The sequence below is a fragment of the Duganella sp. Root198D2 genome (assembly GCF_001428585.1).
Taxonomy (GTDB): Bacteria; Pseudomonadota; Gammaproteobacteria; order Burkholderiales; family Burkholderiaceae_D; genus Rugamonas.
Map to the genome: position 1 here is coordinate 1 of NZ_LMIC01000007.1, position 24,460 is coordinate 24,460.

Sequence of the window (24,460 nt, forward strand, 5' to 3'; positions counted from 1 at the left end):
GGATCAAGGTAATGAAGCGGATGGCTTATGGGTATCGCGACTCCGAATTCTTCTTCTTGAAGATCAAAGCCGCGTTTCCCGGTAATCCGTGAAGAACCAAAAAAAGCCCCGCACAGGGCGGGGCTCCAATAGCGCTGAGGCGCCGGGAATTACTTCTTGGTGCCTACAACTTCGATTTCCACGCGGCGGTTCTGGGCGCGGCCTTCGGCGGTCTTGTTGTCCGCTACTGGCTGCTTCTCGCCCTTGCCTTCGGAGTACACGCGGTTGGCTTCCACGCCTTTGCTCTGCAGGTACGCTTTGACAGCATCAGCACGACGCAGCGACAGCTTGTCGTTGTACTGGTCGGTGCCCATGGAGTCGGTGTGGCCGACGCCGATGATTACTTCCAGGTTGATGCCGCTCAGCTTGCTGACCAGGTCGTCCAGCTTTTCTTTCGCTTCTGGCTTCAGCACGGCCTTGTCGTAGTCGAAGAATGCGTCGGATGCGAACGAAACCTTCTCAGCAGTCGGTGCCGCGGTCGGTGCTGCCGGGGTTGCTACTGGCGGTACGGCGACTGGCGGCTGCTCTGGCGCGACCGGTGGTGGAGGTGGCAGCACGCATTTGCCATCTTTCAGCTCTTCCGGTGGGGTGCAGATCGGCAGGTCGCAACCTGGCACGGCATCGGCCGGGGTCCAGTAGCCGGTGCGCCAGCACAGGCCGAATGGATTGCGGGCGATGACGCCACGGGCATCCTGCACATAGGCGCTCTTAGGCGTCGCGGCCTTGATGTCCTGGGTTACTGGTGCGAACGGAGGAGCGGTTGGCTTGTCTTGTGCTAGCACAGGGCCGGCCAGAACGGAAGACGCAGCAAACATGGTGGCGAGGATTTTCTTCATATTGGTCTTTTCCTTAAACGGGGGTAACGCTGTTAAAACTATCTTTTAAAACTATCTTTTTCATTAGTTTCTCGTCCATTTTGCCATATTTCGCAAAACTGCATCAAAAGTAGAGGAAAAAGCCAGTTTCGCGCATCTGACCAAAATGTTGTTTTGTTGCAACGCAGGGGCCATAATACGGTGCATTTGTGTCAACCCAATGACTTTCATCCGGCCGCCTTGGCGCCATGCTAAAATCGCAGGCTTGTACGCCTAGACAAAAGATCGACCCGCCAATGGATCAATTCGCAAAAGAAACAATCCCAATTTCCCTCGAAGAAGAGATGCGCAAGAGCTACCTCGATTACGCCATGAGCGTGATCGTAGGCCGAGCTCTGCCGGACGCTCGCGACGGCCTTAAGCCAGTACACCGCCGCGTCCTGTTCGGGATGCACGAACTGAACAACGTGTGGAACCGCCCTTACGTGAAGTGCGCCCGTGTTGTGGGCGAAGTCATGGGTAAGTACCACCCGCACGGCGACGCGTCGATTTACGACACGCTGGTGCGTATGGCGCAGGATTTCTCCCTGCGCTACATGCTGGTCGACGGCCAGGGTAACTTCGGTTCCATCGACGGCGACAACGCCGCGGCGATGCGTTACACCGAGTGCCGCCTGGACAAGATTTCGGCAGAGCTGCTGGCCGACATCGACAAGGAAACCGTCGATTTCGCGCCCAACTACGACGGCAAGGAGAAAGAGCCTACCGTCCTGCCGACCAAGATTCCTAACCTGCTGATCAACGGCTCGTCCGGTATTGCAGTGGGTATGGCCACCAACATCCCGCCGCACAACCTGACGGAAGTGATCAACGGCGCGCTGCACGTGCTGAACAACCCGGATTGCTCGATCGACGAACTGATCGAGATCATTCCGGCGCCGGACTTCCCGACCGGCGGCACCATTTATGGTGTGTCCGGCGTGCGCGATGGCTACCGCACCGGCCGTGGCCGCGTGGTGATGCGCGCCAAGACCCACTTCGAGGAATACGGCAAGGAAGGCGGCCGTACCGCGATCATCGTGGACGAGCTGCCATACCAGGTCAACAAGAAGTCCCTGCTGGAGCGCATCGCCGAGAACGTGCGCGACAAGAAGCTGGAAGGCATTTCCGACATCCGCGACGAGTCCGACAAGTCGGGCATGCGCGTGGTGATCGAGCTGAAACGCGGTGAAGTGCCGGAAGTGGTGCTGAACAACCTGTACAAGCAGACCCAGCTGCAGGACACCTTCGGCATGAACATGGTCGCCCTGGTGGACGGCCAGCCGAAGCTGATGAACCTGAAGGACCTGCTGGCGACCTTCCTGTCGCACCGCCGCGAAGTCGTCACGCGCCGTACCGTGTACGAACTGCGCAAGGCGCGCGAACGCGGCCACGTGCTGGAAGGCCTGGCGGTTGCACTGGCCAACATCGACGATTTCATCGCCATCATCAAGGCAGCGCCAACGCCGCCGATCGCGAAACAGGAACTGATGGCGCGCGGCTGGGATTCGTCCATCGTGCGCGAAATGCTGAAACGCACCGGCGAAGAAGGCCAGGGCGGTATCGAAGCCTTCCGTCCTGAGCACCTGCCGAAGCACTACGGCCTGCAGTCCGATGGCCTGTACAAGCTGTCCGACGAACAGGCAGGCGAGATCCTGCAAATGCGCCTGCAGCGCCTGACCGGCCTGGAACAGGACAAGATCGTCAACGAGTACAAGGACGTGATGTCCCTGATCGCCGACCTGCTGGACATCCTGTCCAAGCCGGCCCGCGTGACCGCCATCATTACCGAAGAACTGAATGCCTCGATGCTGGAATTCGGCGACAAGGATCCGCGCCGCTCGAATATCGAGAACAACGCGACCGACCTCGAAACCGAAGACCTGATCACGCCGCAGGACATGGTGGTGACCCTGTCGCACATGGGCTATATGAAGGCCCAGCCGCTGTCCGAATACCGCGCCCAGAAGCGCGGCGGCCGCGGCAAGCAGGCGGCAGCGACCAAGGATGAAGACTGGATCGACCAGCTGTTCATCGCCAACACCCACGATTACATCCTGTGCTTCTCCAACCGCGGCCGCCTGTACTGGCTGAAGGTGTGGGAAGTGCCGCAAGGCTCGCGCACTTCGCGCGGCAAGCCGATCGTGAACATGTTCCCGCTGCAGGACAACGAGAAGATCACCGTGGTGCTGCCGCTGTCGGGCGTAAACCGCACCTTCCCGGAAGACCATTACGTCTTCATGTCGACCAGCCTGGGTACCGTGAAAAAGACCCCGCTGAAGGACTTCTCCAATCCGCGTAAGGCCGGCATCATCGCGGTCGACCTGGACGAAGGCGACTTCCTGATCGGTGCCGCGCTGACCGACGGCAAGCACGACGTGATGCTGTTCTCCGACAACGGCAAGGCGGTGCGCTTCGATGAGAACGACGTGCGTCCGATGGGCCGTACCGCGCGCGGCGTGCGCGGCATGAACCTGGAAGAAGGCCAGAACGTGATCGCGTTGCTGGTGGCGGAAAACGAAGAGCAGTCGGTGCTGACCGCAACCGAGAACGGTTTCGGCAAGCGTACCCCGATCGCCGAGTACACCCGCCACGGCCGCGGCACCAAGGGCATGATCGCGATCCAGACCTCCGAGCGTAACGGCAAGGTGGTGGCGGCGACCCTGGTGACCAAGACCGACGAGATCATGCTGATCACGACCGGCGGTGTGCTGATCCGCACCCGCGTCTCGGAGATCCGTGAGATGGGCCGGGCCACCCAGGGCGTGACCCTGATTGCGGTGGAGGACGGCACCAAGCTCTCGGGCTTGCAGCGCATCGTCGAAGCAGACGCGGACGAGCCGGAGGCGGAAGCAGAAGGCGGCGAAGCAGCCGAATAAGGCTGACCCGCAACGGGCCCCGTCTGAGTGATCAGGCCGGGCCCGTTAGTTTTTATAGCTGCCAAATTCGAAAAACAAATAAGCAATGAAGAAAATAGTTGTGGAGCAGTCCCGTAAAAATTAAGGAGCCCGCATGAAAAAGTTCGCCTTTGCCGCCGCAATATTTGCTTTCGCCGCCGCCGCCCATGCAGCCCCGCCGAGCGAAGCATCGATCCGCGAGTTGATGGATACCACCGGAGCGCGCGCCAATATGGCTGCCTCGCTGCAGAACCTGGCGAAGGCGCTGCCGCAGATCCTGCGCATGCGCGCGGAAGCGGTGGTGCGCAATAACCCCAAGTTCAACGACGAGCAGCGCAAGGCCGAACTGGCGACTGTGGAGCGCCGCATGCCGGTCATCACCGCCGCCCTGCAAAAGGATTTGAACGATCCGAAAATGGTCGATGAGCTGTACAACCAGGTGGTGCCGCTGTATGCGAAGCATTTCACGCAGGAAGACGTCAAGGCCCTGACGGCTTTCTACCGCAGTCCGGTCGGCAAGAAGTCGCTGGAAGTGATGCCGGTGCTGATGGGCGAAAGCGCCCAGGCCGCACAAAAGCTGATGCAGGAGCGCGCGAAGCGCATTGTCGAACAAACGAAGTAAGGAGTCTCGAAGTGGCGAACATCTACAATTTCTCCGCCGGCCCGGCCGTGCTGCCAAAGGAAGTGCTGCAACAGGCGGCCGCTGAAATGCTGGATTGGCACGGCAGCGGGATGTCGGTCATGGAGATGAGCCACCGCGGTCCTGAATTCATTGCGATCTATAAGGCGGCCGAGCGCGACCTGCGCGAGCTGCTGGCTGTGCCGGACAATTACAAGATCCTGTTCATGCAGGGCGGCGGGCTGTCGCAGAATGCGGTGCTGCCGATGAACCTGTGCGGCGGCGCCGACAGCACCATCGATTTCGTGCAGACTGGTTCCTGGTCCGGCAAGTCGATCAAGGAAGCGGCGCGTTATGCCCGCGTCAACGTGGCCGCTTCGTCGCAAGCCACCGGCTTCGACCGCGTGCCGGACCAGGCGGAGTGGAAGCTGACTCCCGGCGCATCCTACCTGCATATCTGCACCAATGAAACCATCGACGGTGTCGAGTTCAATTTCGTGCCGACCGCGCAGGGCGAGACCGATATCGTGGCCGATATGTCGTCGCATATCCTGTCGCGCCCGGTGGACGTGAGCAAGTACGGCGTGATTTTCGGGGGCGCGCAAAAGAATATCGGCCCGGCCGGCGTCACCGTGGTCATCGTGCGCGATGACCTGATCGGCAAGGCGCTGCCATTCTGCCCGTCCGCCTTCGACTTCAGGAACGTGGCGGAAAACGAATCGATGTACAACACGCCACCCACCTACGGCATCTATATTGCCGGCCTGGTGTTCCAGTGGCTGAAGAAGCAGGGCGGCGTGGCCGCCATGGAAAAGCGTAATATTGAGAAAGCCGAGCTGCTGTACCAGGCACTCGATGCCGACGACTTCTACCAGAACCGCGTCGCAAAAGAATACCGCTCGCGCATGAACATCCCGTTCTACCTGCGCGACGAATCGAAAAATGAAGCATTCCTGGCCGGTGCGAAAGCGCGCGGGCTATTGCAGCTGAAGGGCCACAAGTCCGTCGGTGGTATGCGGGCATCGATCTATAACGCGATGCCGATCGAGGGCGTGCAAACGCTGGTCGACTACCTCAACGAATTTGCAGGCAGATAATGAGCGATAAACTGAAACCCTTGCGCGAGAAGATCGATTCGATCGACGCGCAGATCCTGGCGTTGCTGAATGACCGCGCCAAAGTGGCGCAGGAAGTAGGGCACGTCAAGGCCGAAACCAACGCGCCCGTGTTCCGTCCCGAGCGCGAAGCCCAGGTGCTGCGCGGCGTGGCCGACCGCAATCCGGGCCCGCTGGGCGCGCGCGAAGTGCAAACCATCTTCCGCGAAATCATGTCGGCCTGCCGCGCGCTCGAGCGCCGCGTGACCGTGGCCTATCTTGGCCCGGCCGGCACCTTCAGCGAACAGGCGGTGTACGCCCAATTCGGCACCGCTGTGGATGGCATTCCTTGCGTCTCCATCGACGAGGTGTTCCGCGCCACTGAAGCCGGTACCGCCGATTTCGGCGTGGTGCCGGTCGAAAATTCCTCCGAAGGTGCGGTCAACCGCACGCTGGACCTGATGCTGGCCACGCCCTGCCTGATCTCGGGTGAGATCGCGATTGCCGTCCATCACAGCCTGATGACCAGGACCGGCACCATGGAAGGGGTACAGGTGATTTGCGCCCACTCGCAGGCGCTGGCCCAATGCCAGGTGTGGCTGAACCAGAACTACCCGCATATCGAGCGCCGCGCCGTGGCCTCGAATGCCGAAGCGGCACGCATGGCCGGCGACGACCCGACCATCGCCGCCATCGCCAGCGAGCACGCCGGCGCACAGTATGGCCTGGGCGTGGTCAATGCCCACATCCAGGACGATCCGCACAACCGCACCCGCTTCGTGGTGATCGGCAGCCTGCTCACCAACCCGTCCGGCCGCGACCACACTTCCGTGATCCTGGCAGTGCCGAACAAGGCTGGCGCCGTGTACCAGCTGCTGGCGCCCCTGGCCAAGCATGGCGTGTCGATGACGCGCTTCGAATCGCGCCCGGCCCGCATCGGCACCTGGGAATACTATTTCTATGTAGACGTTGAAGGGCACGTTCAAGACCCGTCCGTGACAAAGGCATTGGCTGAACTCAAGGACAATGCTGCCTTCTTCAAAGTGCTGGGCTCCTACCCGACCAGCCTCACCTGACCTTTATAAGTGATTAGATCCATGTCCAAGACTTACGGCCCTGAATACGTTCGCGCAATCGCCCCTTACCAGGCTGGCAAGCCTATCTCCGAAGTGGCACGTGAATTTGGCCTGAAGGAAGAATCCATCGTTAAACTGGCATCGAACGAAAACCCGTTCGGCGTGCCGGAATCGGCGCAGAAGGCGATGGCCGCTGCCGCCGCTGAACTGGGCCGCTACCCTGATGCCAATGCCTTCGACCTGAAAATGGCGCTGTCCAAGCGCTACGACGTGCCGATGGATTGGATCACCCTGGGCAACGGCTCCAACGACATCCTGGAAATCGCCGCCCACGCTTTCGTCGAGCGCGGCCAGTCCGTGGTGTACTCGCAGTACTCCTTCGCCGTGTACGCCCTGGCGACCCAGGGTATCGGCGCGCGCCATATCGTGGTGCCGGCCAGGAACCACGGCCACGACCTGGATGCGATGGCTGCCGCCATTGAAGCGGATACCAAATTGGTGTTCATCGCCAACCCGAACAACCCGACCGGCACGTTCGTCACCGGCGCCGAGATTGAAGCTTTCCTGCAGAAGGTGCCGGCGAACGTGGTGGTCGTGCTGGACGAGGCTTACAACGAATTCCTGAAGAAGGAAGACCAGTACGAGTCGGCAGCCTGGGTCAAGAAGTACCCCAACCTGCTGGTGTCGCGCACCTTCTCCAAGGCGTACGGCCTGGCCGGCCTGCGCGTAGGCTTCGCGCTGGCGCAGCCGGAAGTGACTGACCTGATGAACCGTATTCGCCAGCCGTTCAATGTGAATTCGCTGGCGCAGGCTGCTGCGATTGCGGCGCTGAACGACAAGGAATTCCTGTCCAAGTCGGCTGCCAACAATACCGCGGGCTACGAGCAGTTCGTGGAAGCGTTCAAGGATATGGGGCTGGAGTTTGTGCCGTCGTACGGCAACTTCGTCCTGGTGCGCGTTGGTTCGGATGACGCGGCCGGTGCGCGTATCAACCTGGCGCTGCTGAAGCAGGGCGTGATCGTGCGCCCGGTGGGCAACTACGGCCTGCCGCAGTGGCTGCGTATTTCCATCGGCCTGCCGCAGGAGAATGCGGTGCTGATTACTGCGCTGCGCAAGGCGCTGGCGGAGGATCGTGCTTAATAAGGTTGTTATCTTCGGCGTTGGCCTGATCGGCGGCTCGTTTGCGCGGGCGCTGAAGGCGGCTGGCGCTGTTAAGCATGTCGTTGGCGTTGATCGCTCGGAGGCGTTCCTGTCGCGGGCGCTCGAGTTGGGCATCATCGACTCGGCCGCCGAAACCGGTAAAGCGGTGTCTGACCCGCAGGGTCAGACACCGGCCGGCTACCGGTTTGAGGAAGCAATTGCCGGCGCGGACCTGATCCTGCTCGCCGCGCCAGTGGCGCAAACCGCCCGCATCCTGGCCTCGATCCTGCCCCACCTCGACGCCAGCACCATCGTCACCGACGCCGGCAGCACCAAATCCGACGTGGTGGCCGCCGCCCGCGCCGTCATGGGCGATAAAGTGCGCCAATTCATTCCCGGACACCCCATCGCCGGCCGCGAAACCAACGGCCCCGACGCCGCCATCATCGACCTGTACCAAGGCAAGAAAACCGTCCTCACGCCCCTGGCCGAGAACGACCCCGCCGCAGTCGAGCGCGTGGCCAGCGCCTGGAAAGCCTGCGGCGCCATCATCCATACCCTGACCCCGGAAGAGCACGACAAAGTGTTCGCCGCCGTCAGCCATCTTCCCCACCTGCTGGCCTACGCGCTGGTAGACGACATCGAACGCAAGCCCCACTCGGATTTGCTGTTCCAATATGCTGCCAGCGGATTCCGCGACTTCACCCGCATCGCCGGCAGCTCGCCTGAAATGTGGCGCGACATCAGCCTCGCCAACCAGGCCGCACTCCTGACTGAGCTGGATGCTTATCTGGCACAATTAACCCGCTTGCGCGCCAGCCTCGCCGCTGGCGACGCCGCCGCCCTGGAAGCCACCTACGTCAACGCGCAGCGCGCGCGCCGGCAATGGATCGAGACCATCGAGGCGGCTGAGCCGCCGCAGCCGAAAGATGCGGCGGCAGAATAAGGAACACGCATGACTGATTATCCGCATTACCTCGACCTGCTGCCGGTCGCGCGAGCCGAAGGCGCGGTGCGCCTGCCAGGCTCGAAATCCATCTCCAACCGCATCCTGCTGCTGGCCGCGTTGGCCGAAGGCGAGACGCGCGTTATCGACCTGCTGGCTTCCGACGATACCGCCGTGATGCTGGCTGCACTGCGCTCGCTGGGCGTCGAGTGGACCGAGCATCGCGAGGGCGAAAGCACGGTGCACGTAGTGCAGGGCGTGAAAGGCCGCTGGCCGCTGCGCACCGCCGACCTGTTCATGGGTAACGCCGGCACCGCGATCCGTCCGCTGACCGCGGCGCTGGCCGTGATCGGCGGCGACTACAAGGTGCACGGCGTGCCGCGCATGCACGAGCGCCCGATCGGCGACCTGGTCGACGCGCTGAATGCCGCCGGCGCCGACATCGAATATACGATGAACAAGGGTTACCCGCCGCTGCACATCCGCAGCGGCGAGTTCAAGTCGCAGCGCCTGTCGGTGCGCGGCGATGTGTCGAGCCAGTTCCTGACCGCGCTGCTGATGGTGGCGCCGCTGATGGCGCGCGAGCATGCCGTGACCATCGAGGTGGAAGGCGAGCTGATTTCCAAGCCTTATATTGAAATCACCCTGAACCTGATGCGCCGCTTTGGCGCCGTGGTGGAGCAGGATGGCTGGGCGTCGTTCACCATCCCTGCCGGGCAGACCTATAAGAGCCCGGGCGCCATCCACGTCGAAGGCGATGCCTCAAGCGCTTCCTATTTCCTGGCTGCCGGCGCGATTGGCCGCGGCCCGGTGCGGGTGCAGGGCGTGGGCAACAACTCGATCCAGGGCGACGTGCGCTTTGCGCAGGCGCTGGAGCAGATGGGGGCGACCATCGTGATGGGCGACAACTGGATTGAAGCCAGCGCAAATGGCCCGCTGAAGGCGGTGGATATGGACTTCAACCATATTCCGGATGCGGCGATGACGATTGCCGTGGCGGCGCTGTATGCGGAAGGTACTACGACTTTGCGCAATATCGCTTCCTGGCGCGTGAAGGAAACCGACCGCCTGTCGGCGATGGCGACCGAGTTGCGCAAGCTGGGCGCGAAGGTGGAGGAGGGGGCTGACTGGCTGTCCGTCACCCCGCCGGCGGTGCTGCTGCCGGCCGCGATTGATACCTATGACGACCACCGCATGGCGATGTGCTTCTCGCTGGCTTCGCTGGATGGGTTCATCCGCAAGGGCGCCAAGGTTCGCATCAATGATCCAAAATGCGTCGCCAAGACCTTCCCCGAGTATTTCACCGCGTTCGCGTCGATCGCGAAGCGTGGTAGCGTTTAACTTTTAGCCAAAACCGGTAAACCTGGGTCTGACCCAAGGGTCAGACTCCTCCGAAGCCGCAGACTGCGGATACGGCGGGTCCGACCCTTGGGTCGTACCCGGGTTTACCGGTTTAATAATTAACCATATGCCAACATCGAACATCCCAGTCATCACCATCGACGGCCCGACCGCTAGCGGCAAGGGCACCGTGGCCCACAAGGTCGCGGACAAGCTTGGCTTCCACCTCCTCGATTCCGGCGCCCTGTACCGCCTGACCGCGCTGCAGGCCCTGCGCCGCGAAACCAACCTGAACGACGAGCATGCCCTGGCCAAGCTGGCCGAGCACCTGAACATCCATTTCGCCGGCGACGCCGTCTACCTGTCGCAAGAAAACGTCACCGACGCCATCCGCGCCGAGGAAGTTGGCAATACGGCATCGAAAATCGCTGCCCTGCCGGCCGTGCGCCAGGCCCTGTACGGCCTGCAGCTGAGCTTTCGCAAGACCCCCGGCCTGGTCGCCGACGGCCGCGACATGGGCTCCGTCATCTTCCCGCACGCCCCCCTCAAGGTGTTTTTGACCGCCTCCGTCGAAGCGCGCGCCGATCGCCGCTATAAGCAATTGATCGGAAAGGGAATTTCTGCTAGTATGCAAGACCTGCTGATGGATTTGAAAGCGCGCGACGACCGGGATATGAACCGGGCCATTGCGCCGCTGGCGCCGGCAGAGGGTGCTTTCCTCCTCGATACGTCTGCCATGAACGCTGATGAAGCGACCGAGCAGGTGTTGAAATGGTGGACCGCCACCCATAAATAAATAGCTGTTCTTGTTCAACCCTCAACCCAGTTGAAGCCGCATCGTGCGGGTCTTACTGGCTAACCTGGAAATAAATAATGGAAAGTTTTGCAGCCCTCTTCGAAGAGTCCCTGTCGCGTCAAGACATGCGCTCTGGCGAAGTGATCTCCGCTGAAGTCGTGCGTCTGGACCACAATTTTGTGATCGTTAACGCCGGCCTGAAATCGGAAGCTTTCATTCCTGTTGAAGAATTCAAGAATGACCAAGGCGAACTGGAAGTCAAAGTAGGCGACTTCGTTTCCGTGGCCATCGAATCGCTGGAAAATGGTTTCGGCGATACCATCCTGTCGCGTGACAAGGCCAAGCGCCTGGCATCGTGGCTGGCACTGGAAAAAGCAATGGAATCCGGCGAGATCGTCGTTGGTACCGTCAATGGCAAAGTCAAGGGCGGCCTGACCGTTCTGACCAACGGCATCCGTGCTTTCCTGCCAGGTTCGCTGGTAGACACCCGTCCAGTTAAAGACACCACCCCGTTCGAAGGCAAGACCCTCGAATTCAAGGTTATCAAACTGGACCGCAAGCGTAACAACGTCGTTCTGTCCCGCCGCGCCGTCATCGAAGCTTCGATGGGCGAAGAGCGTCAGAAACTGATGGAAACCCTGAAAGAAGGCACCGTGGTTACCGGCGTCGTCAAGAACATCACCGACTACGGTGCGTTCGTTGACCTGGGCGGCATCGACGGCCTGCTGCACATCACCGACCTGGCATGGCGTCGTGTGCGTCACCCATCGGAAGTGCTGACCGTTGGTCAAGAGATCACCGCTAAGGTCCTGAAGTACGATCAAGAGAAGAACCGTGTGTCCCTGGGCGTGAAGCAACTGGGCGACGATCCTTGGACCGGCCTGTCCCGTCGTTACCCACAGAGCACCCGCCTGTTCGGTAAAGTCACCAACCTGACCGACTACGGTGCGTTCGTTGAAGTTGAACAAGGCATCGAAGGCCTGGTTCACGTGTCGGAAATGGACTGGACCAACAAGAACGTGGCTCCTAACAAAGTCGTGCAGCTGGGCGACGAAGTTGAAGTCATGGTCCTGGAAATCGACGAAGAGCGTCGTCGTATCTCGCTGGGCATGAAGCAGTGCAAGGCAAACCCTTGGGACGACTTCGGCGTGACCCACAAGAAGGGCGATAAGGTCAAGGGCGCAATCAAGTCGATCACCGACTTCGGCGTGTTCATCGGCCTGCCAGGCAACATCGACGGCCTGGTGCACCTGTCCGACCTGTCCTGGACCGAGTCCGGCGAAGAAGCCGTACGCAAGTTCAAGAAAGGTGACGAACTGGAAGCCGTTGTTCTGGCAATCGACGTTGAGCGCGAGCGCGTTTCCCTGGGCGTCAAGCAACTGGAAGGCGATCCATTCAACAACTACGCAGCCATGAACGACAAGGGCTCCCTGGTTACCGGTACCGTTAAGTCGGTTGAGCCAAAAGGCGCCGTGATCCAGCTGTCCGAAGAAGTTGAAGGCTACCTGCGCGCTTCCGAAATCTCCCGCGACCGCGTGGAAGATGCCGGCACCCACCTGAAGGTTGGTGATTCCGTGGAAGCCCTGGTGATCAACATCGATCGCAAGGCACGTTCGATCCAGCTGTCGATCAAAGCTAAAGACAGTGCGGACACCGCTGAAGTGATGTCGAAGATGGCTGCTGACTCCAGCGCCGCTTCCGGCACCACCAGCCTGGGCGCGCTGCTGAAAGCCAAGTTCGACAACAAGAACTAATCTACGAGCACTTAGATGACTAAGTCCGAATTGATCAACCGCCTGGCTGAGCGTTACTCTCAGCTGGTGGCCAAAGATGCGGAGTACGCCGTCAAGACCATTCTCGATGCGATGACCAACGCTTTGGCCGACGGCCAGCGCATCGAGATCCGTGGTTTTGGCAGCTTCGCCCTGAATTCGCGGCCGCCACGCATTGGACGCAATCCTAAGTCCGGCGACAAAGTGATGGTCCCTGAAAAACGGGTGCCGCATTTCAAGCCTGGCAAGCAGCTGCGCGAGCGGGTCGATGCGATGGTCGGGCAACCGATCATTGAGGACTGAGTCTCTGGCACAGTAGAATGAAGGGGCGGGCATTTGCCTGCCCCTTTTTAATTTGGAACTGACGATGAAATTCATCTCCACCGCCTTCGGCGTTGTCCTGTTTGTCCTGTTCTTTGGTTTTGCCCTGAAAAATACGCAGGAAGTCGACCTGCACCTGTTCCTGAACTACGAGCTGCGCGGCCCGCTGGTGCTGATGCTGCTGGCCTTTTTCGTGGCCGGCGCCGCCCTGTGCATCCTCGCGCTGACTCCTACCTTGTTCCGCCAGCGCCGCGAATCGAACAAGCAGAAATCCACTATCCAATCCCTGCAGAGCGCGGCCATGCAAGTGAACGAGCGCCCGCTGCCGGATAGCATCAACACCCAGCACTAAGAAAAAACATGGATTTTGAACTCTGGTGGCTGCTGGGCATCCCAGCTATGTTTGCCCTTGGCTGGATCGCCGCACGCGTCGACATCCGCGCCGTGGTGTCCGAATCGCGCACCCTGCCGCGCGGCTACTTCCGCGGCCTGAACCATCTGCTGAACGACCAGCCGGACAAGGCTATCGACTCCTTCATCGAGATCGTCAAGCTCGATCCGGAAACCGCCGACATGCACTTCGCGCTGGGCAACCTGTTCCGCCGCCGCGGCGAAACGGAACGCGCCATCCGCGTGCACCAGAACCTGTTGTCGCGTCCCGACCTGCCGGCCGAGCAGCGCGCCCACGCCGAATATGAGCTGGGCCAGGATTACCTGAAGGCCGGCCTGCTGGACCGCGCCGAAGAGACCTATACCCGCCTGCTCGACACTTCCTACGCAGTGCAGGGCCGCAAGGCGCTGCTGGAAATCTACCAGCGCGAGAAAGAGTGGAAGCGCGCCATCGAAGCCGCGCTCGCGCTGCAGGAAGCCGGCGCCGGCTCGCGCCAGAAAGAAATCTCGCAGTTCTACTGTGAACTGGCGCAGGACGCGCTGGTGCACATGAAGCCCGACGAAGCGGAAAGCCTGCTGGAACAGGCGCTGCAAGCGGACCGTTCGAGCGTACGCGCCACCATCCTGTGCGGCGACGCGCAGCTGGCCAAAGGCGATACCGAAGCCGCGCTGCTTACCTGGCGCCGCGTCGAACAGCAATCCGTACCGCACACCGCGCTGGTGGCAACCCGCCTGATGGACGGCTACCGCAAGGTGGGCCGCCCGCAGGAAGGCGTCAGCCTGCTGAAATCCTACCTGGAACAGGCGTCCTCGATCGACCTGCTGGAAGTGGTGTTCAAGACCGTCATCGAACTCGATGGCGTGGACGCCGCCAAGCAGGTGGTGCTCGATGAACTGCGCCGCACCCCGACCCTGCTCGGCCTCGACAAGCTGCTGGAAGCGCGCATGATGGATGCGCCGGCCTCGGTGCTGTCCGAACTGTCGATGGTGAAAAACCTGGTGCACGGCTACACGCAAAAATTGGCCCGCTACCAGTGCAGCCACTGCGGCTTCAAAGCCCGCCAGTTCTACTGGCACTGCCCGGGATGCAGCCGCTGGGATTCCTACCCGCCGCGCCGCACCGAAGAACTCAACGTGATGAACTGAATATGAGCAAAGCGCCCGCACTCGACAAAGTACGCATCCTGGTCGCCGGCGACGTCATGCTGGACCGTTACTGGTTCGGCGACGTCAGCCGGATTTCGCCGGAAGCCCCGGTTCCCGTGGTGCGCATCGAACGCCGCGAAGCCCGCCTGGGCGGCGCCGCCAACGTCGCACGCAATGCCGCGGCATTGGGCGCGCATGCCGGCCTGCTGGGCATCGTCGGCGCCGACGAAGCAGGCACGGAAGTGGAGCAGCTGCTGCAAAGCGGCGCCATTCACAGCTACCTGAAGCACGACAGCGCCATCTCCACCATCATCAAGCTGCGCGTGATCGGCCGCCAGCAGCAGATGGTGCGGATCGACTTCGAAGAACCGCCAAGCGACGCTGTGCTGCGCAACAAGCTGGTGCAATTCAAGACCCTGCTGCCGGAATACGACGTGATTGTGCTGTCCGACTACAACAAGGGCGGCCTGGTCGATGTGGCCGAAATGATCGCCACCGCGCGCGCGGCCGGCAAGATCGTGATGGTCGACCCGAAAGGCGACGACTTCTCGCCTTACAGAGGCGCCACCGTACTGACTCCCAACAAATCAGAACTGAAACGCATCGTCGGCTCCTGGAACAGCGAAGAGCAACTGGTGACCAAGGCGCAGAACCTGCGCGCCGAACTGTCGCTGGACGCGCTGCTGCTGACCCGGTCGGAAGAGGGCATGACCTTGTTCACCGACGACGGCATCTTCAACGTACATGCCAGCGCCCGCGAAGTGTTCGACGTCTCCGGCGCAGGCGACACCGTGATTGCCACGATGGCCGCCATGCTCGGCTCCGGCGCCGGCTGGCAAGACGCCGTCGACACCGCCAACCGCGCAGGCGGCATCGTGGTTGGCAAGCTCGGCACCGCCACCGTCACCCGCGACGAACTATTCGCCTAAATTGAGCTTTGGCGCGAGACTTCGTGGCGGTGCTTGTACATGCCCAGCGCTTGCTTGAGCTCATCGCGCTGGGGCTTCACTCCTGGCAACTTCACCTTTTTCGATTTGCTCTTGCCGCTGTCCGGATCGGCCAGGGTCAGCGTCAGGACGTCGCCGCCAAAGCCGTCCTCGTAGTTCATGTTCGTGACCTGCTCCCAGCCGAAAATGCTTTGGTCGGCGTTCACGGTGATGCCTTCATACGCCACCACGATCGGGCCGAAATCGCGCGGCGGGAAATACTTCAGCACGATCGCGCGCTCCGCGTCATCGGATGGGCGGTAGCGGTACGCCAGGGTGTGCTCGTGCGCCTTGGCGAAACGAGATTCGTAGGCATTCCATAAGCGGCCTTCGATGGCGTCCGCCGTCAGGATCTCGCTGTGCCAGCTGTTCGTTACCGCCGTTGCGACCACAGCGCCAAACAGGGTGCCTGGAATCGGGCTGCCGACATTTTCCATGCGTTCGCTGAGCTTGGGGTGCGAGTCGAATGGGTGCGGTACGTTCGCGCCCTGCATCGCATCCTGGAACTGCTCGGAACAGGCGAAAGGCTTCAGGCCCTGCGCCACGTAAGTGGCGATGCCGATTTCGCCTTCGTGGCGGTCGTTGCGCTGGAACAGGTCTTCCTCGATGTGGCCGCGGTAATTGCCATAGGCGGAGATCTTGATCAGCGCCGAAATCAGCGGACGTCCCGATACCGCCTGCGCCGCTGCGCGGTCGGCGAGGAATTCGCGCTCGCGGCTTTCGCGCATCAAGCCCAGTTCCAGCGCCGTGCGGTACAGCGCCAATGGGTAGTAGGCGATCAGCGTCATCAAGTTGCCGCGCATGGCGCCAAGGTAGCCGTCGAATTGCGACAGGGCGGGTCCGAGCTTTGCGCTGCGCTCGGTGTCGCCGCCGCTGAAGTGCGCCAGTTCGTGCGCCAGCACGGCGTCGGCTTCGCGCTGGTCCAGCACGCGCAGCAACGGCAGGCTGACGAACAGCGTGCGGCCGTCGATCGTTTCGTTGCCCAGCACGATGGGGCTTTCGGTGACAAAGAAGTTGGTGTCGATGCCGCCGATGATCTGGCGTGGCGGGGCGGTACCCAGCATCCCAGCCAGGCCGCGCACACGCTGCCACAGTGCCGGTGCATCCTGTTCACGCACCAGTTCACCTTCCACTTCGAACTTCCATTTGGGTCGCGCAAAGATCTGCGTGACGGCCAGCAGCGCGGCGGCTGCGGCGGCAATGCCGGTAATGGCCACCAGCTTGATCGAATACATATGGAAGAACCAGGCGGTCAGCCAGAACGAAAGCCAGGCCAGCATGGCGTTTTGCGCCACCACTTCAAAGGAGCCCGACCAGGACAGCAGGCGTTGTCCCAGCAACAGGCTGCGGTACTGGGCGTCGCGGCCGCGCTGCGCCGCCAGGCAAAGCAGGGCGACCAGGGCTGCCAGCAGCACGCCGCCAACCAGCATGATCAGCGAGATGTTGTGCGCCCAGTAGAATTGCCATTGATGGCCCCATGATTCGCAGGCGCGGGAGCGGTACTCGGCCATCGCCGGGTCGCTGTTGCCGCAAACCGTGGAGGGTGGATCGGCACGGAAGCGCGCCAGCACCTGCTCGCGTTCCGCCAGGGCGACGTTGGCTTTGCGCATGTCGCCTTCGATCGATTCAAGGAATTCCCCGTCCCACGTTTTGAGGACGTGGCCGCTGAACACAAAGGTAATGCCTGGAACCAGTGCCAGCGACAGCACCGCATACAGCGCGATGCGCATCAGGTCGGATTTCAGGGCAGCTAATGATCGCATGCTGATCTCGGTTGCAAAAAATATAAGTATGGCACCGCAGGTTTCGTTGCGTCATTGCAATCTCGAATTTGCGCGCCAATTGTCGCGTTTTTGTTATATTGGCAATCCCTCCAAACGGATGCCGATACCATGCGAACCATTCTTTTTGCCGCCCTGGCAGCGCTTTCCTTCCAGGCCTACGCCCAGCCGAACTTCAGCAAGGACATTGCCGGCGGCAGCGACCACCCGTTGCTGCACCGCTATGAGGGTTCGATGCTCTATATGTACGGCGGTGAGAACCTGGGCCAGGCCCGGGTTGTCGATGCCGAGGCAGGCAAGCCGGTGCTGCACAAGGTGGAAGGCAAGACGGCCAACCGCTATTACTGGGGGCCGAAAGGGCGCAGTGCGCTGGAAATCCACCGCAACTACCAGCAGGCGCTGAGCGCTGCCGGTTTCAAGATCCTGTACGCCTGCGAGACCGACCAATGCGAGAAGGCCAAGGTTCAGCACCTGGTGCAGGAGCTGCCGCGCGAAGTGCATTGGAAGTCGTTCGACGCGTATGTCAGCAGTACCTTCAATAGCGCCAACCAGCCGCGCTTCCACCTGGTCAGCGCAGCCAAGGCTGGACCTGGCGGCAATACCTATGTAATGGTCGCGCTGTCCGAATACACGGACTACCAGCGCGTGCGCCAGTTCGTGCAGATCGTCGAACCGACGGTGATGGAAGGCGGCAAGGTCACTGTCGATACGCGCGCCATCCAGGAGGGCTTGCAGCGCGATGGCAAGGTGGCGCTGTATGGCGTGACCTTCGACACCAACAAGGCCGTGATCCGCGAGCAATCGAGCGAGCAGCTGGAACAGATGGCCAAGGCCCTGCAGGCGCAGCCCAAGATGAAAGTCTTCATCGTCGGCCACACCGACGACCAGGGCGAGTTCGATGCCAACCTGGCGCTGTCGCAAAAGCGCGCGCAGGCCGTGGCTGATGCGCTGGCCTCGAAGTACGGCATTCCCGCCAACCGCATGATGCCGCGTGGTGTCGCCAATATGGCGCCGGTGGCCAGCAACGCCAGCGACGAAGGCCGGGCCAAGAACCGTCGTGTGGAATTAGTTGTGCGTTGATTGATCTGCCTCAAATAGCGCGCGGCCCGTGTCAGCCGGATGGCGCGGGCCGCGTTGTGGCTGAACGAGGTCTTCTCGTGTCCACTTATGGAGGCAATCATGATCAGGAAATTAGTGCTCGCCGTCGCCACGCTGGTCGCTTGCATGGGCATGGCATTCGCCCAGGTTGACGTCAACAAAGCCGACCAGGCCGCACTCGATAGCGTCAAGGGTATCGGTCCGGCCAAGTCCAAAGCCATCATGGCGGAACGCGCGAAAGGGGAGTTCAAGGATTGGGCCGACCTGGAACAGCGCGTCAAAGGCATAGGAGAGAAGAACGCCATGAAGTTGTCGGAGGCCGGGCTGATGGTCAATGGCAAGTCGCGCGAAGGCGCCGCTCCGCGCAAGGAAGCCGCTCGAAAATAGCCTGAACCTTGCTGCATTAATCCGCAGGCGGCGCCATTTATCGGCAAGGTGAAGCGTTCATCGCATGCTTCCCCCGACGCCTGCGGCCTGGGGCAGAGTTATGGACATGACAATGTCGTCATGCCATGAGAAACTACCGCCCCATGAAACCCCATGTTGTTTTCCTCGCCGCTGTCGCTTCAGTTTCCTTGCTGGCATTGGCCCAGCCAACCGCAAGCCTGGACAAGAGCTGGTACCTCGCCGGTGAAAACCCGGACCTCTATGAAATAGGCGCCGACCCCAATGGCTTCCGGCGCGGCAGCTTCGCGAAATTCCTGCGCGCGAAAACAGATGATCGCAAGGCATGGGCTACGCTGATGCAGACCGTTGCTGCCGACAAGTACCGCGGCAAGCGCGTGCGCTTCTCGGCACAGGTCCGCACCGACAGCATCGGTGCCTGGAGTGGCTTGTGGATGCGGGTGGATCTGGAAAACGGCGAGATGGATGGTTTTTACAATAGCCAGGACAAGCCGATCAAGGGCACTACCGATTGGCAATTGCGCAGCGTTACGCTGGATGTTGCGGAGCACGCGGACTTCGTTTTGTTTGGCGTGAATGGCGCAGGCGGCGGCACTGTCTGGATCGATGACCTCAAAATGGAAGTGGTCGACAAAAACGTACCCGTCGACAAAATGCCGCCGCGCGAGTACTGGCGCGCGCAGCACACCAATCCGAGCCTGTAAGATGCAGAATGGACCTCATGCCGCATTGCGCCAACTCTTGTCCGTGAACCTGCGGGAAGGCGCTTCCAGTGCGGGAATGTTCTTGCTGGTGGCTGGATTGGCCGTCTTTGCCGGCTCTTATGACCGGCTTGCCTTGTTCGGCGCGCTCCTGCTCGACGCAGCCATCGTGCTGGCCGGCGCGCACGCACTGCGTTGGATGCTGCCGCCAAAGGCTGGCTGGACCTGGTGCTGGGCAGCCCAGCCACTGCTGCAGCTGATCGCTGCTGTCGTTGCGATGCAGGCCTACATCAAGGGGACAGGCTATTTCCTGCTGCTGGCGCTGTCGCCGGCGCAAATGCTGGGCAGTGCGCTGGCTTTCGGAACCGTTGTACTGGCAGTTCCGCTGATGTATGCCCATCGCCAGGCGCGCGCCCTCGAAATTTCGGAACTGCAGCGCGCCGCTTTGCAGGCGGAATTGAAGTCGCTGCAGGCGCAGGTGGAACCGCATTTCCTCTATAACACGCTGGCCAATACGCGCTACCTGGCGCGCCATGCGCCGGAGCGCGCGGTGGAAATGCTGGATCACCTGATTGCCTACCTGCGCACCGCTTTGCCCGACATGCGCACATCGTCATCCACGCTGGCTCGCGAGTGCGAGCTGGCGGGCCATTACCTGGCCCTGATGGAAATCCGCTTCGGCGCGCGGCTTGCGACCAGGCTCGATTGCCCTGGGGACCTGGGCAGCCTGCCGGTCCCGCCGATGATGTTGATGTCGCTGGTGGAAAACGCGGTGCAGCACGGTGTCGAACCGAAACCGGGCGCCGTATGCGTAAGCGTCGCGGCGGCGCTGCGCGGCGACGGCAGGCTGGGCATCATCGTGCGCGACGACGGTGGGGGGCTGCAGCGCGGGCAGGGCACGACGCTGCTGGGCAGCGGAGTCGGGCTGCGCAATGTACGGGAACGGCTGCAGGCGCTGTACGGCGGCCGGGCCGCTTTCGAACTGCGGCAGGCAGCCGACGGCGCCACTGAGGCGGAATTGCTGTTGCCGGTCGAGGGGCGCGCATGAAACCACGCATCCTGATCGCCGATGACGAACCGCTGCTGCGCGCGGAGCTGCGCGAGCTGCTGGCCGCGCTGTGGCCGGAGGCGGAGCTTTTACCCGATGCTGCGGACGGCTTCGAGGCGCTGCGGCTGGCACGCGAACTGGCGCCGGACGTGGCCTTCCTTGATATCCGCATGCCTGGACTGGATGGGCTGCAGCTCGCGGCCACATTCGGCTCGCGCACGCACGTGGTGTTTGTCACCGCATACAACGAGCATGCGCTGGCCGCATTCGAGCAGGGCGCGCATGACTATTTGCTGAAACCGGTCGATGCTGCGCGATTGGCGCGCACAGTCGGGCGGCTGCGCGAGCGGGTGCTGCTGCCGCCGCCGGATTTGCGCCGAATCACTGCCGACGTGCGCGCGGCAAGCGCGCTGTCCGCGACCGCCGGGACGCAGGCGCCTTCATGGATCCAGGCGTCGGTAGGGCAGGCGGTGCACTTCATCGACCTGTCCGACATCCTGTACTTTGTCGCTGAGGACAAGTACACGCGCGTGGTGGCGCAGGGACTGGAGGCGCACATCCGCACGCCGCTCAAGGAGCTCGCTGGAACGCTGGAAGGAGCGGGATTCTGGCAGGTCCACCGCAGCTACGTGGTAGCGGTGAAGCGCATTGCCGCCGCCGTGCGCGACGGCGACAACGCGATGTGGCTTACTTTACGCGGGCATGGAGCGCGGCTGCCGGTCAGCCAGCGCTTCCAGCACCGTTTCAAGGGGATGTGACAGGCAGGTTGGCCAGGAAGGCGTGAATCTGCGACACCACGGCCGCGCCTTCGCCGACACCTGCGGCGACGCGCTTGGTGGAGCCCGAGCGCACGTCGCCGATGGCAAATACGCCCGGCACGCTGGTTTCCAGCGGAGCGCGCTGCGGCGCATCGGCCAGCGTCATCTTGGCGCGGCACTGGTCCTTGATGGCGTCGAAGCCGGTGCGGATGAACCCTTGCGCGTCAACCTCCACGCCGCAATCGGCCAGCCAGGCCGTATTCGGGTCGGCGCCGATGAACAGGAACAGGCGGCATACGTCGCAGCTATCGACTGCACCGGTCTCCTTGCACAGGAAGCTGACCTTGGACAGGCCGTCATCATTGCCTTCCAGCGCAGTGATCTCGGTATGCGTGTGCAGCTCGATATTCGGCGTCGCCTTGATGCGGTCGATCAGGTAAGTCGACATGGTGGCCTTCAGGCCGGAGCCGCGAATCACCATATGCACCTTGGAGGCAAAGCCGGAGAGGAAAACCGCCGCCTGGCCGGCGGAGTTGCCGCCGCCAACCAGCACCACTTCTTCCGACTTGCACAGCTTGGCCTCGATCGGCGAAGCCCAGAAGTATATGCCGCGCCCTTCGAATTCGCCGATATTGTCGAGGGCAGGGCGCTTGTAGCGCGCGCCGCTGGCCAGCACCACGGTCTTGGCGCGCACCACCTGTCCGCCGGCGATTTCCACGCGCAGCGGCCAGCTGTCGCACAGCAGGCGCGTGGCCGGGGCGGGGATCGCGACCTCCACGCCGAACTTCTGCGCCTGTACGAAGGCGCGGCCGGCCAGGGCCCGGCCGGAAATGCCGGTCGGGAAGCCAAGATAGTTTTCAATGCGCGCACTGGCGGCAGCCTGGCCGCCGTAGGCGCGCTGTTCCAGTGCCAGCACGGACAAGCCTTCCGATCCGGCGTACACCGACGTCGCGAGGCCGGCAGGTCCGGCGCCGACCACCACTACATCCCACAGCTTTTCGGTGTCGATTTCAGGCAGCAGGCCGATGCAATAGCCGACTTCCGCGTTGCTTGGGTTTTTTTTCACCACGCCGTCCGGGCATACCACCAGCGGCCAGTCTTCCGGACCCGGTTCGTAGTATTCGCATAGCGCGCGCGCCTGTTCGTCGTCTTTCGGATCAAGGATGCGGTAGGGGTAGCCGTTGCTGCTCAAGAAGCTGCGCAAGTGGAACAGGGCCGCATTTCCGGGCGGGGAAACCAGCACCAGGCCGCCGCCTTCGGTCTCCAGCAGGCCGACGCGGCGCAGGATCAGGGCGCGCACGATGCGCTCGCCCAGCTCCGCTTCCGCAATCACCAGTGCGCGCAGGTTCTCCGGCGACACTTCCAGCACCTCGACATCGTCCTTGGCGGTGGCGTTGACCAGGGAAGGGCGCCCGGAAAGCTGCGATACCTCGGCAGTGAATTCGCCGGGACCGTGCTCGGTCAGGAATTCGGAGTTGCCAAGGCCGTCATATTTGCAGATCGTGATCGAACCTTTCAGCCCGATGATCAGGCCAAAGCAGGTGTGACCGGCTTCGAGAATGCGCACGCCGCGCGCATACTGGCGCACCGTGCCGAAGCGGTGCAGGCGCTTGATTTCCTGCTCGGTCAGCACCGGGTTGACCTGGTGCCTGCGGCTCTCCAGCGTGGACGGCATGGAGATGACTTCGGTGTCGCTCATGGGGAAAGGCTCCTCTATTAATGCATGTAGTTTAATGCAATTACCCCGGCCTGCTATGATTTACCATGACCTTTACCATCCGGCCGCTGCAAGCAGAAGAATTGGCCGCCTTCTTCCATTATCTGAACGACCACCTGCTCGATAACGGGCGTGATGGCGCCCCGTTGTTCCAGCCCATGTCGCGCACCAGCGCCGGCTTCCCGCCGGAGAAGATCAACGGCTTCAGTACCGGTCTGCTGGCCAGCTTTGGCCAGCAAGGCTGGCGCCGGGTCTGGGTCGCGCTGCGCGAAGGGGAAATCATGGGACACATCGACCTGCGTTCGCGGCCCGAAGCAGCGGCACGCCATCGCTGCCTGCTGGGCATGGGCGTGCACCGCGCCGCGCGCCGCAACGGGCTTGGCGCCGCGATGGTGAAAACGGCAGCCGAATGGGCGCGCGGGCAGGGCCTGGAATGGGTCGACCTGGAGGTCCTGACGGGCAACGCCCCGGCCCGCGCGCTATACCGCAAGTGCGGGTTCGTGCAGACGGGCGAGATTCCCGACCTGTTCCGGATCGATGGCGAAAGCCAGGGCTATGTCTTCATGTCCCTGCACCTCGCCGCCGAAGCGGATAAAATGGTCGTTTGACAGAACATTACACAGCAGGAACCATGGGATACAAAACAATCGCCGATACCATCGGTAACACGCCGCTGGTGCAGCTGGTACGCATCCCCGGCGCGGAAGCGGCCGCGCGCGGCAACATCATCCTCGGCAAGCTGGAAGGCGACAACCCGGCCGGTTCGGTCAAGGACCGCGCCGCCATGTCGATGCTGCGCCGGGCCGAAGAGCGCGGCCAGATCAAGCCGGGCGACACCCTGATTGAGGCGACCAGCGGCAATACCGGCATCGCACTGGCCATGGCCGCTGCCATCCGCGGTTACAAAATGATCCTGCTGATGCCGGAAAACCTGAGCGAAGAGCGGCGCATGAGCATGGCCGCCTACGGCGCCAACATCATCCTGACGCCGAAAACCGGCGGCATGGAATACGCGCGCGACCTGGCCGAGCAGATGCAGAAGGATGGCAAGGGCATCATCCTCGACCAGTTTGCCAACGGCGACAACCCGCGCGCCCACTACGAAGCCACCGGTCCGGAAATCTGGCGCGATACCGAAGGCCGCGTGACGCACTTCGTATCGGCCATGGGCACCACCGGCACCATCATGGGGGTGTCGCAATACCTCAAGGAGCAGAACGGGAATGTGCGCATCATCGGCGCGCAGCCGGAAGAAGGTTCGTCGATCCCGGGTATCCGCAAATGGCCGGAGGCCTACCTGCCAAAGATTTACGACAAGGCGCGCGTGGACCAGGTGGAATACGTGTCGCAGGCGGCGGCGGAACGCATGGCGCGCCGGCTGGCTGCTGAAGAGGGTATCTTCTGCGGGATTTCGGCAGCGGGTGCCTGTGAGATTGCACTGCGCATTTCGCAGCAAGTGGAAAACGCGACGATCGTGTTCATCGTCTGCGATCGCGGCGACCGCTATTTATCGACCGGGGTGTTCCCGGCATAAG

Annotated in this window: 23 protein-coding genes; 20 read left to right on the forward strand and 3 right to left on the reverse strand. The window is 62.1% G+C overall.

Going from position 1 to position 24,460, the window contains the following annotated elements; translation table 11 throughout:
* Positions 1-149: 149 nt before the first annotated feature.
* Positions 150-875, reverse strand: a complete 726-nt coding sequence (ompA, locus tag ASE26_RS08965) for an outer membrane protein OmpA (protein ID WP_055937065.1) — start codon at positions 873-875, stop codon at positions 150-152.
* Positions 876-1,150: 275 nt separating this feature from the next.
* Between ompA and gyrA the strand changes: the two genes are divergently transcribed.
* From gyrA to rfaE1, 13 genes are all read left to right on the forward strand, one after another.
* Positions 1,151-3,772, forward strand: a complete 2,622-nt coding sequence (gene gyrA, locus ASE26_RS08970) for a DNA gyrase subunit A (RefSeq protein ID WP_055937068.1) — start codon at positions 1,151-1,153, stop codon at positions 3,770-3,772.
* Positions 3,773-3,905: 133 nt separating this feature from the next.
* A complete protein-coding gene (locus ASE26_RS08975; protein WP_055937073.1) occupies positions 3,906-4,412 on the forward strand; it encodes a DUF2059 domain-containing protein in 507 nt (168 codons plus the stop codon).
* A gap of 11 nt (positions 4,413-4,423) precedes the next feature.
* The gene (serC, locus tag ASE26_RS08980; protein WP_055937077.1) at positions 4,424-5,506 is read left to right on the forward strand and encodes a 3-phosphoserine/phosphohydroxythreonine transaminase; all 1,083 of its coding nucleotides are present in this window, start codon (positions 4,424-4,426) and stop codon (positions 5,504-5,506) included.
* Positions 5,506-6,579, forward strand: coding sequence for a prephenate dehydratase (pheA, locus tag ASE26_RS08985; RefSeq protein WP_055937080.1), 1,074 nt, complete (start codon positions 5,506-5,508; stop codon positions 6,577-6,579). The genes serC and pheA overlap by 1 nt, the downstream gene beginning before the upstream one ends.
* A gap of 21 nt (positions 6,580-6,600) precedes the next feature.
* The gene (gene hisC / locus ASE26_RS08990; protein ID WP_055937083.1) at positions 6,601-7,719 is read left to right on the forward strand and encodes a histidinol-phosphate transaminase; all 1,119 of its coding nucleotides are present in this window, start codon (positions 6,601-6,603) and stop codon (positions 7,717-7,719) included.
* A complete protein-coding gene (locus ASE26_RS08995) occupies positions 7,712-8,665 on the forward strand; it encodes a prephenate dehydrogenase/arogenate dehydrogenase family protein (RefSeq protein WP_055937086.1) in 954 nt (317 codons plus the stop codon). Before hisC ends, ASE26_RS08995 begins: the two co-directional genes overlap by 8 nt.
* Positions 8,666-8,674: 9 nt before the next feature.
* Positions 8,675-10,006 (forward strand): 3-phosphoshikimate 1-carboxyvinyltransferase, encoded by a 1,332-nt coding sequence (gene aroA, locus ASE26_RS09000; protein WP_055937090.1) that lies wholly within the window; start codon positions 8,675-8,677, stop codon positions 10,004-10,006.
* A gap of 127 nt (positions 10,007-10,133) precedes the next feature.
* A complete protein-coding gene (gene cmk, locus ASE26_RS09005; protein WP_055937093.1) occupies positions 10,134-10,802 on the forward strand; it encodes a (d)CMP kinase in 669 nt (222 codons plus the stop codon).
* Positions 10,803-10,879: 77 nt separating this feature from the next.
* A complete protein-coding gene (rpsA, locus tag ASE26_RS09010; protein WP_055937096.1) occupies positions 10,880-12,556 on the forward strand; it encodes a 30S ribosomal protein S1 in 1,677 nt (558 codons plus the stop codon).
* 15 nt (positions 12,557-12,571) lie between these two features.
* Positions 12,572-12,877 (forward strand): integration host factor subunit beta, encoded by a 306-nt coding sequence (locus ASE26_RS09015; protein ID WP_028100433.1) that lies wholly within the window; start codon positions 12,572-12,574, stop codon positions 12,875-12,877.
* Positions 12,878-12,941: 64 nt separating this feature from the next.
* Positions 12,942-13,247, forward strand: coding sequence for a lipopolysaccharide assembly LapA domain-containing protein (locus ASE26_RS09020; RefSeq protein WP_055937100.1), 306 nt, complete (start codon positions 12,942-12,944; stop codon positions 13,245-13,247).
* An 8-nt stretch (positions 13,248-13,255) separates the two neighbouring features.
* On the forward strand, positions 13,256-14,431 hold the full coding sequence (gene lapB / locus ASE26_RS09025) for a lipopolysaccharide assembly protein LapB (protein ID WP_055937103.1): 1,176 nt from the start codon (positions 13,256-13,258) through the stop codon (positions 14,429-14,431).
* Between the two features lie 2 nt (positions 14,432-14,433).
* Positions 14,434-15,360 (forward strand): D-glycero-beta-D-manno-heptose-7-phosphate kinase, encoded by a 927-nt coding sequence (rfaE1, locus tag ASE26_RS09030; RefSeq protein ID WP_055937107.1) that lies wholly within the window; start codon positions 14,434-14,436, stop codon positions 15,358-15,360.
* Here rfaE1 and ASE26_RS09035 read toward each other — a convergent pair.
* A complete protein-coding gene (locus ASE26_RS09035) occupies positions 15,357-17,180 on the reverse strand; it encodes a M48 family metallopeptidase (RefSeq protein WP_082507562.1) in 1,824 nt (607 codons plus the stop codon). The two genes, rfaE1 and ASE26_RS09035, sit on opposite strands and share 4 nt — an antisense overlap.
* Before the next feature lie 129 nt (positions 17,181-17,309).
* On the opposite strand from ASE26_RS09035, the gene ASE26_RS09040 reads away from it, so the two are divergent.
* From ASE26_RS09040 to ASE26_RS09060, 5 genes are all read left to right on the forward strand, one after another.
* The gene (locus ASE26_RS09040) at positions 17,310-18,278 is read left to right on the forward strand and encodes an OmpA family protein (RefSeq protein ID WP_055937113.1); all 969 of its coding nucleotides are present in this window, start codon (positions 17,310-17,312) and stop codon (positions 18,276-18,278) included.
* 99 nt (positions 18,279-18,377) lie between these two features.
* Positions 18,378-18,683 (forward strand): helix-hairpin-helix domain-containing protein, encoded by a 306-nt coding sequence (locus tag ASE26_RS09045; RefSeq protein ID WP_055937549.1) that lies wholly within the window; start codon positions 18,378-18,380, stop codon positions 18,681-18,683.
* Between the two features lie 143 nt (positions 18,684-18,826).
* Entirely contained in the window at positions 18,827-19,405 is a 579-nt protein-coding gene (locus ASE26_RS09050) for a hypothetical protein (RefSeq protein ID WP_055937116.1), read from the forward strand.
* Between the two features lies 1 nt (position 19,406).
* Entirely contained in the window at positions 19,407-20,450 is a 1,044-nt protein-coding gene (locus tag ASE26_RS09055; protein WP_055937119.1) for a sensor histidine kinase, read from the forward strand.
* On the forward strand, positions 20,447-21,208 hold the full coding sequence (locus ASE26_RS09060) for a LytTR family DNA-binding domain-containing protein (RefSeq protein WP_055937122.1): 762 nt from the start codon (positions 20,447-20,449) through the stop codon (positions 21,206-21,208). The genes ASE26_RS09055 and ASE26_RS09060 overlap by 4 nt, the downstream gene beginning before the upstream one ends.
* Here the strand turns inward: ASE26_RS09060 and ASE26_RS09065 are convergent.
* Positions 21,195-22,907 carry an FAD-dependent oxidoreductase gene (locus tag ASE26_RS09065; protein ID WP_055937125.1) on the reverse strand — a complete coding sequence of 571 codons (1,713 nt, stop codon included), beginning with the start codon at positions 22,905-22,907 and terminating at the stop codon, positions 21,195-21,197. The genes ASE26_RS09060 and ASE26_RS09065 overlap by 14 nt on opposite strands.
* A gap of 65 nt (positions 22,908-22,972) precedes the next feature.
* Here ASE26_RS09065 and ASE26_RS09070 point away from each other — a divergent pair, with 65 nt between their 5' ends.
* Both ASE26_RS09070 and cysM read left to right on the forward strand, forming a co-directional pair.
* Entirely contained in the window at positions 22,973-23,533 is a 561-nt protein-coding gene (locus ASE26_RS09070) for a GNAT family N-acetyltransferase (protein WP_057246076.1), read from the forward strand.
* Positions 23,534-23,556: 23 nt separating this feature from the next.
* On the forward strand, positions 23,557-24,459 hold the full coding sequence (gene cysM, locus ASE26_RS09075) for a cysteine synthase CysM (protein WP_055937131.1): 903 nt from the start codon (positions 23,557-23,559) through the stop codon (positions 24,457-24,459).
* The last annotated feature ends 1 nt before the right edge of the window (position 24,460 follow it).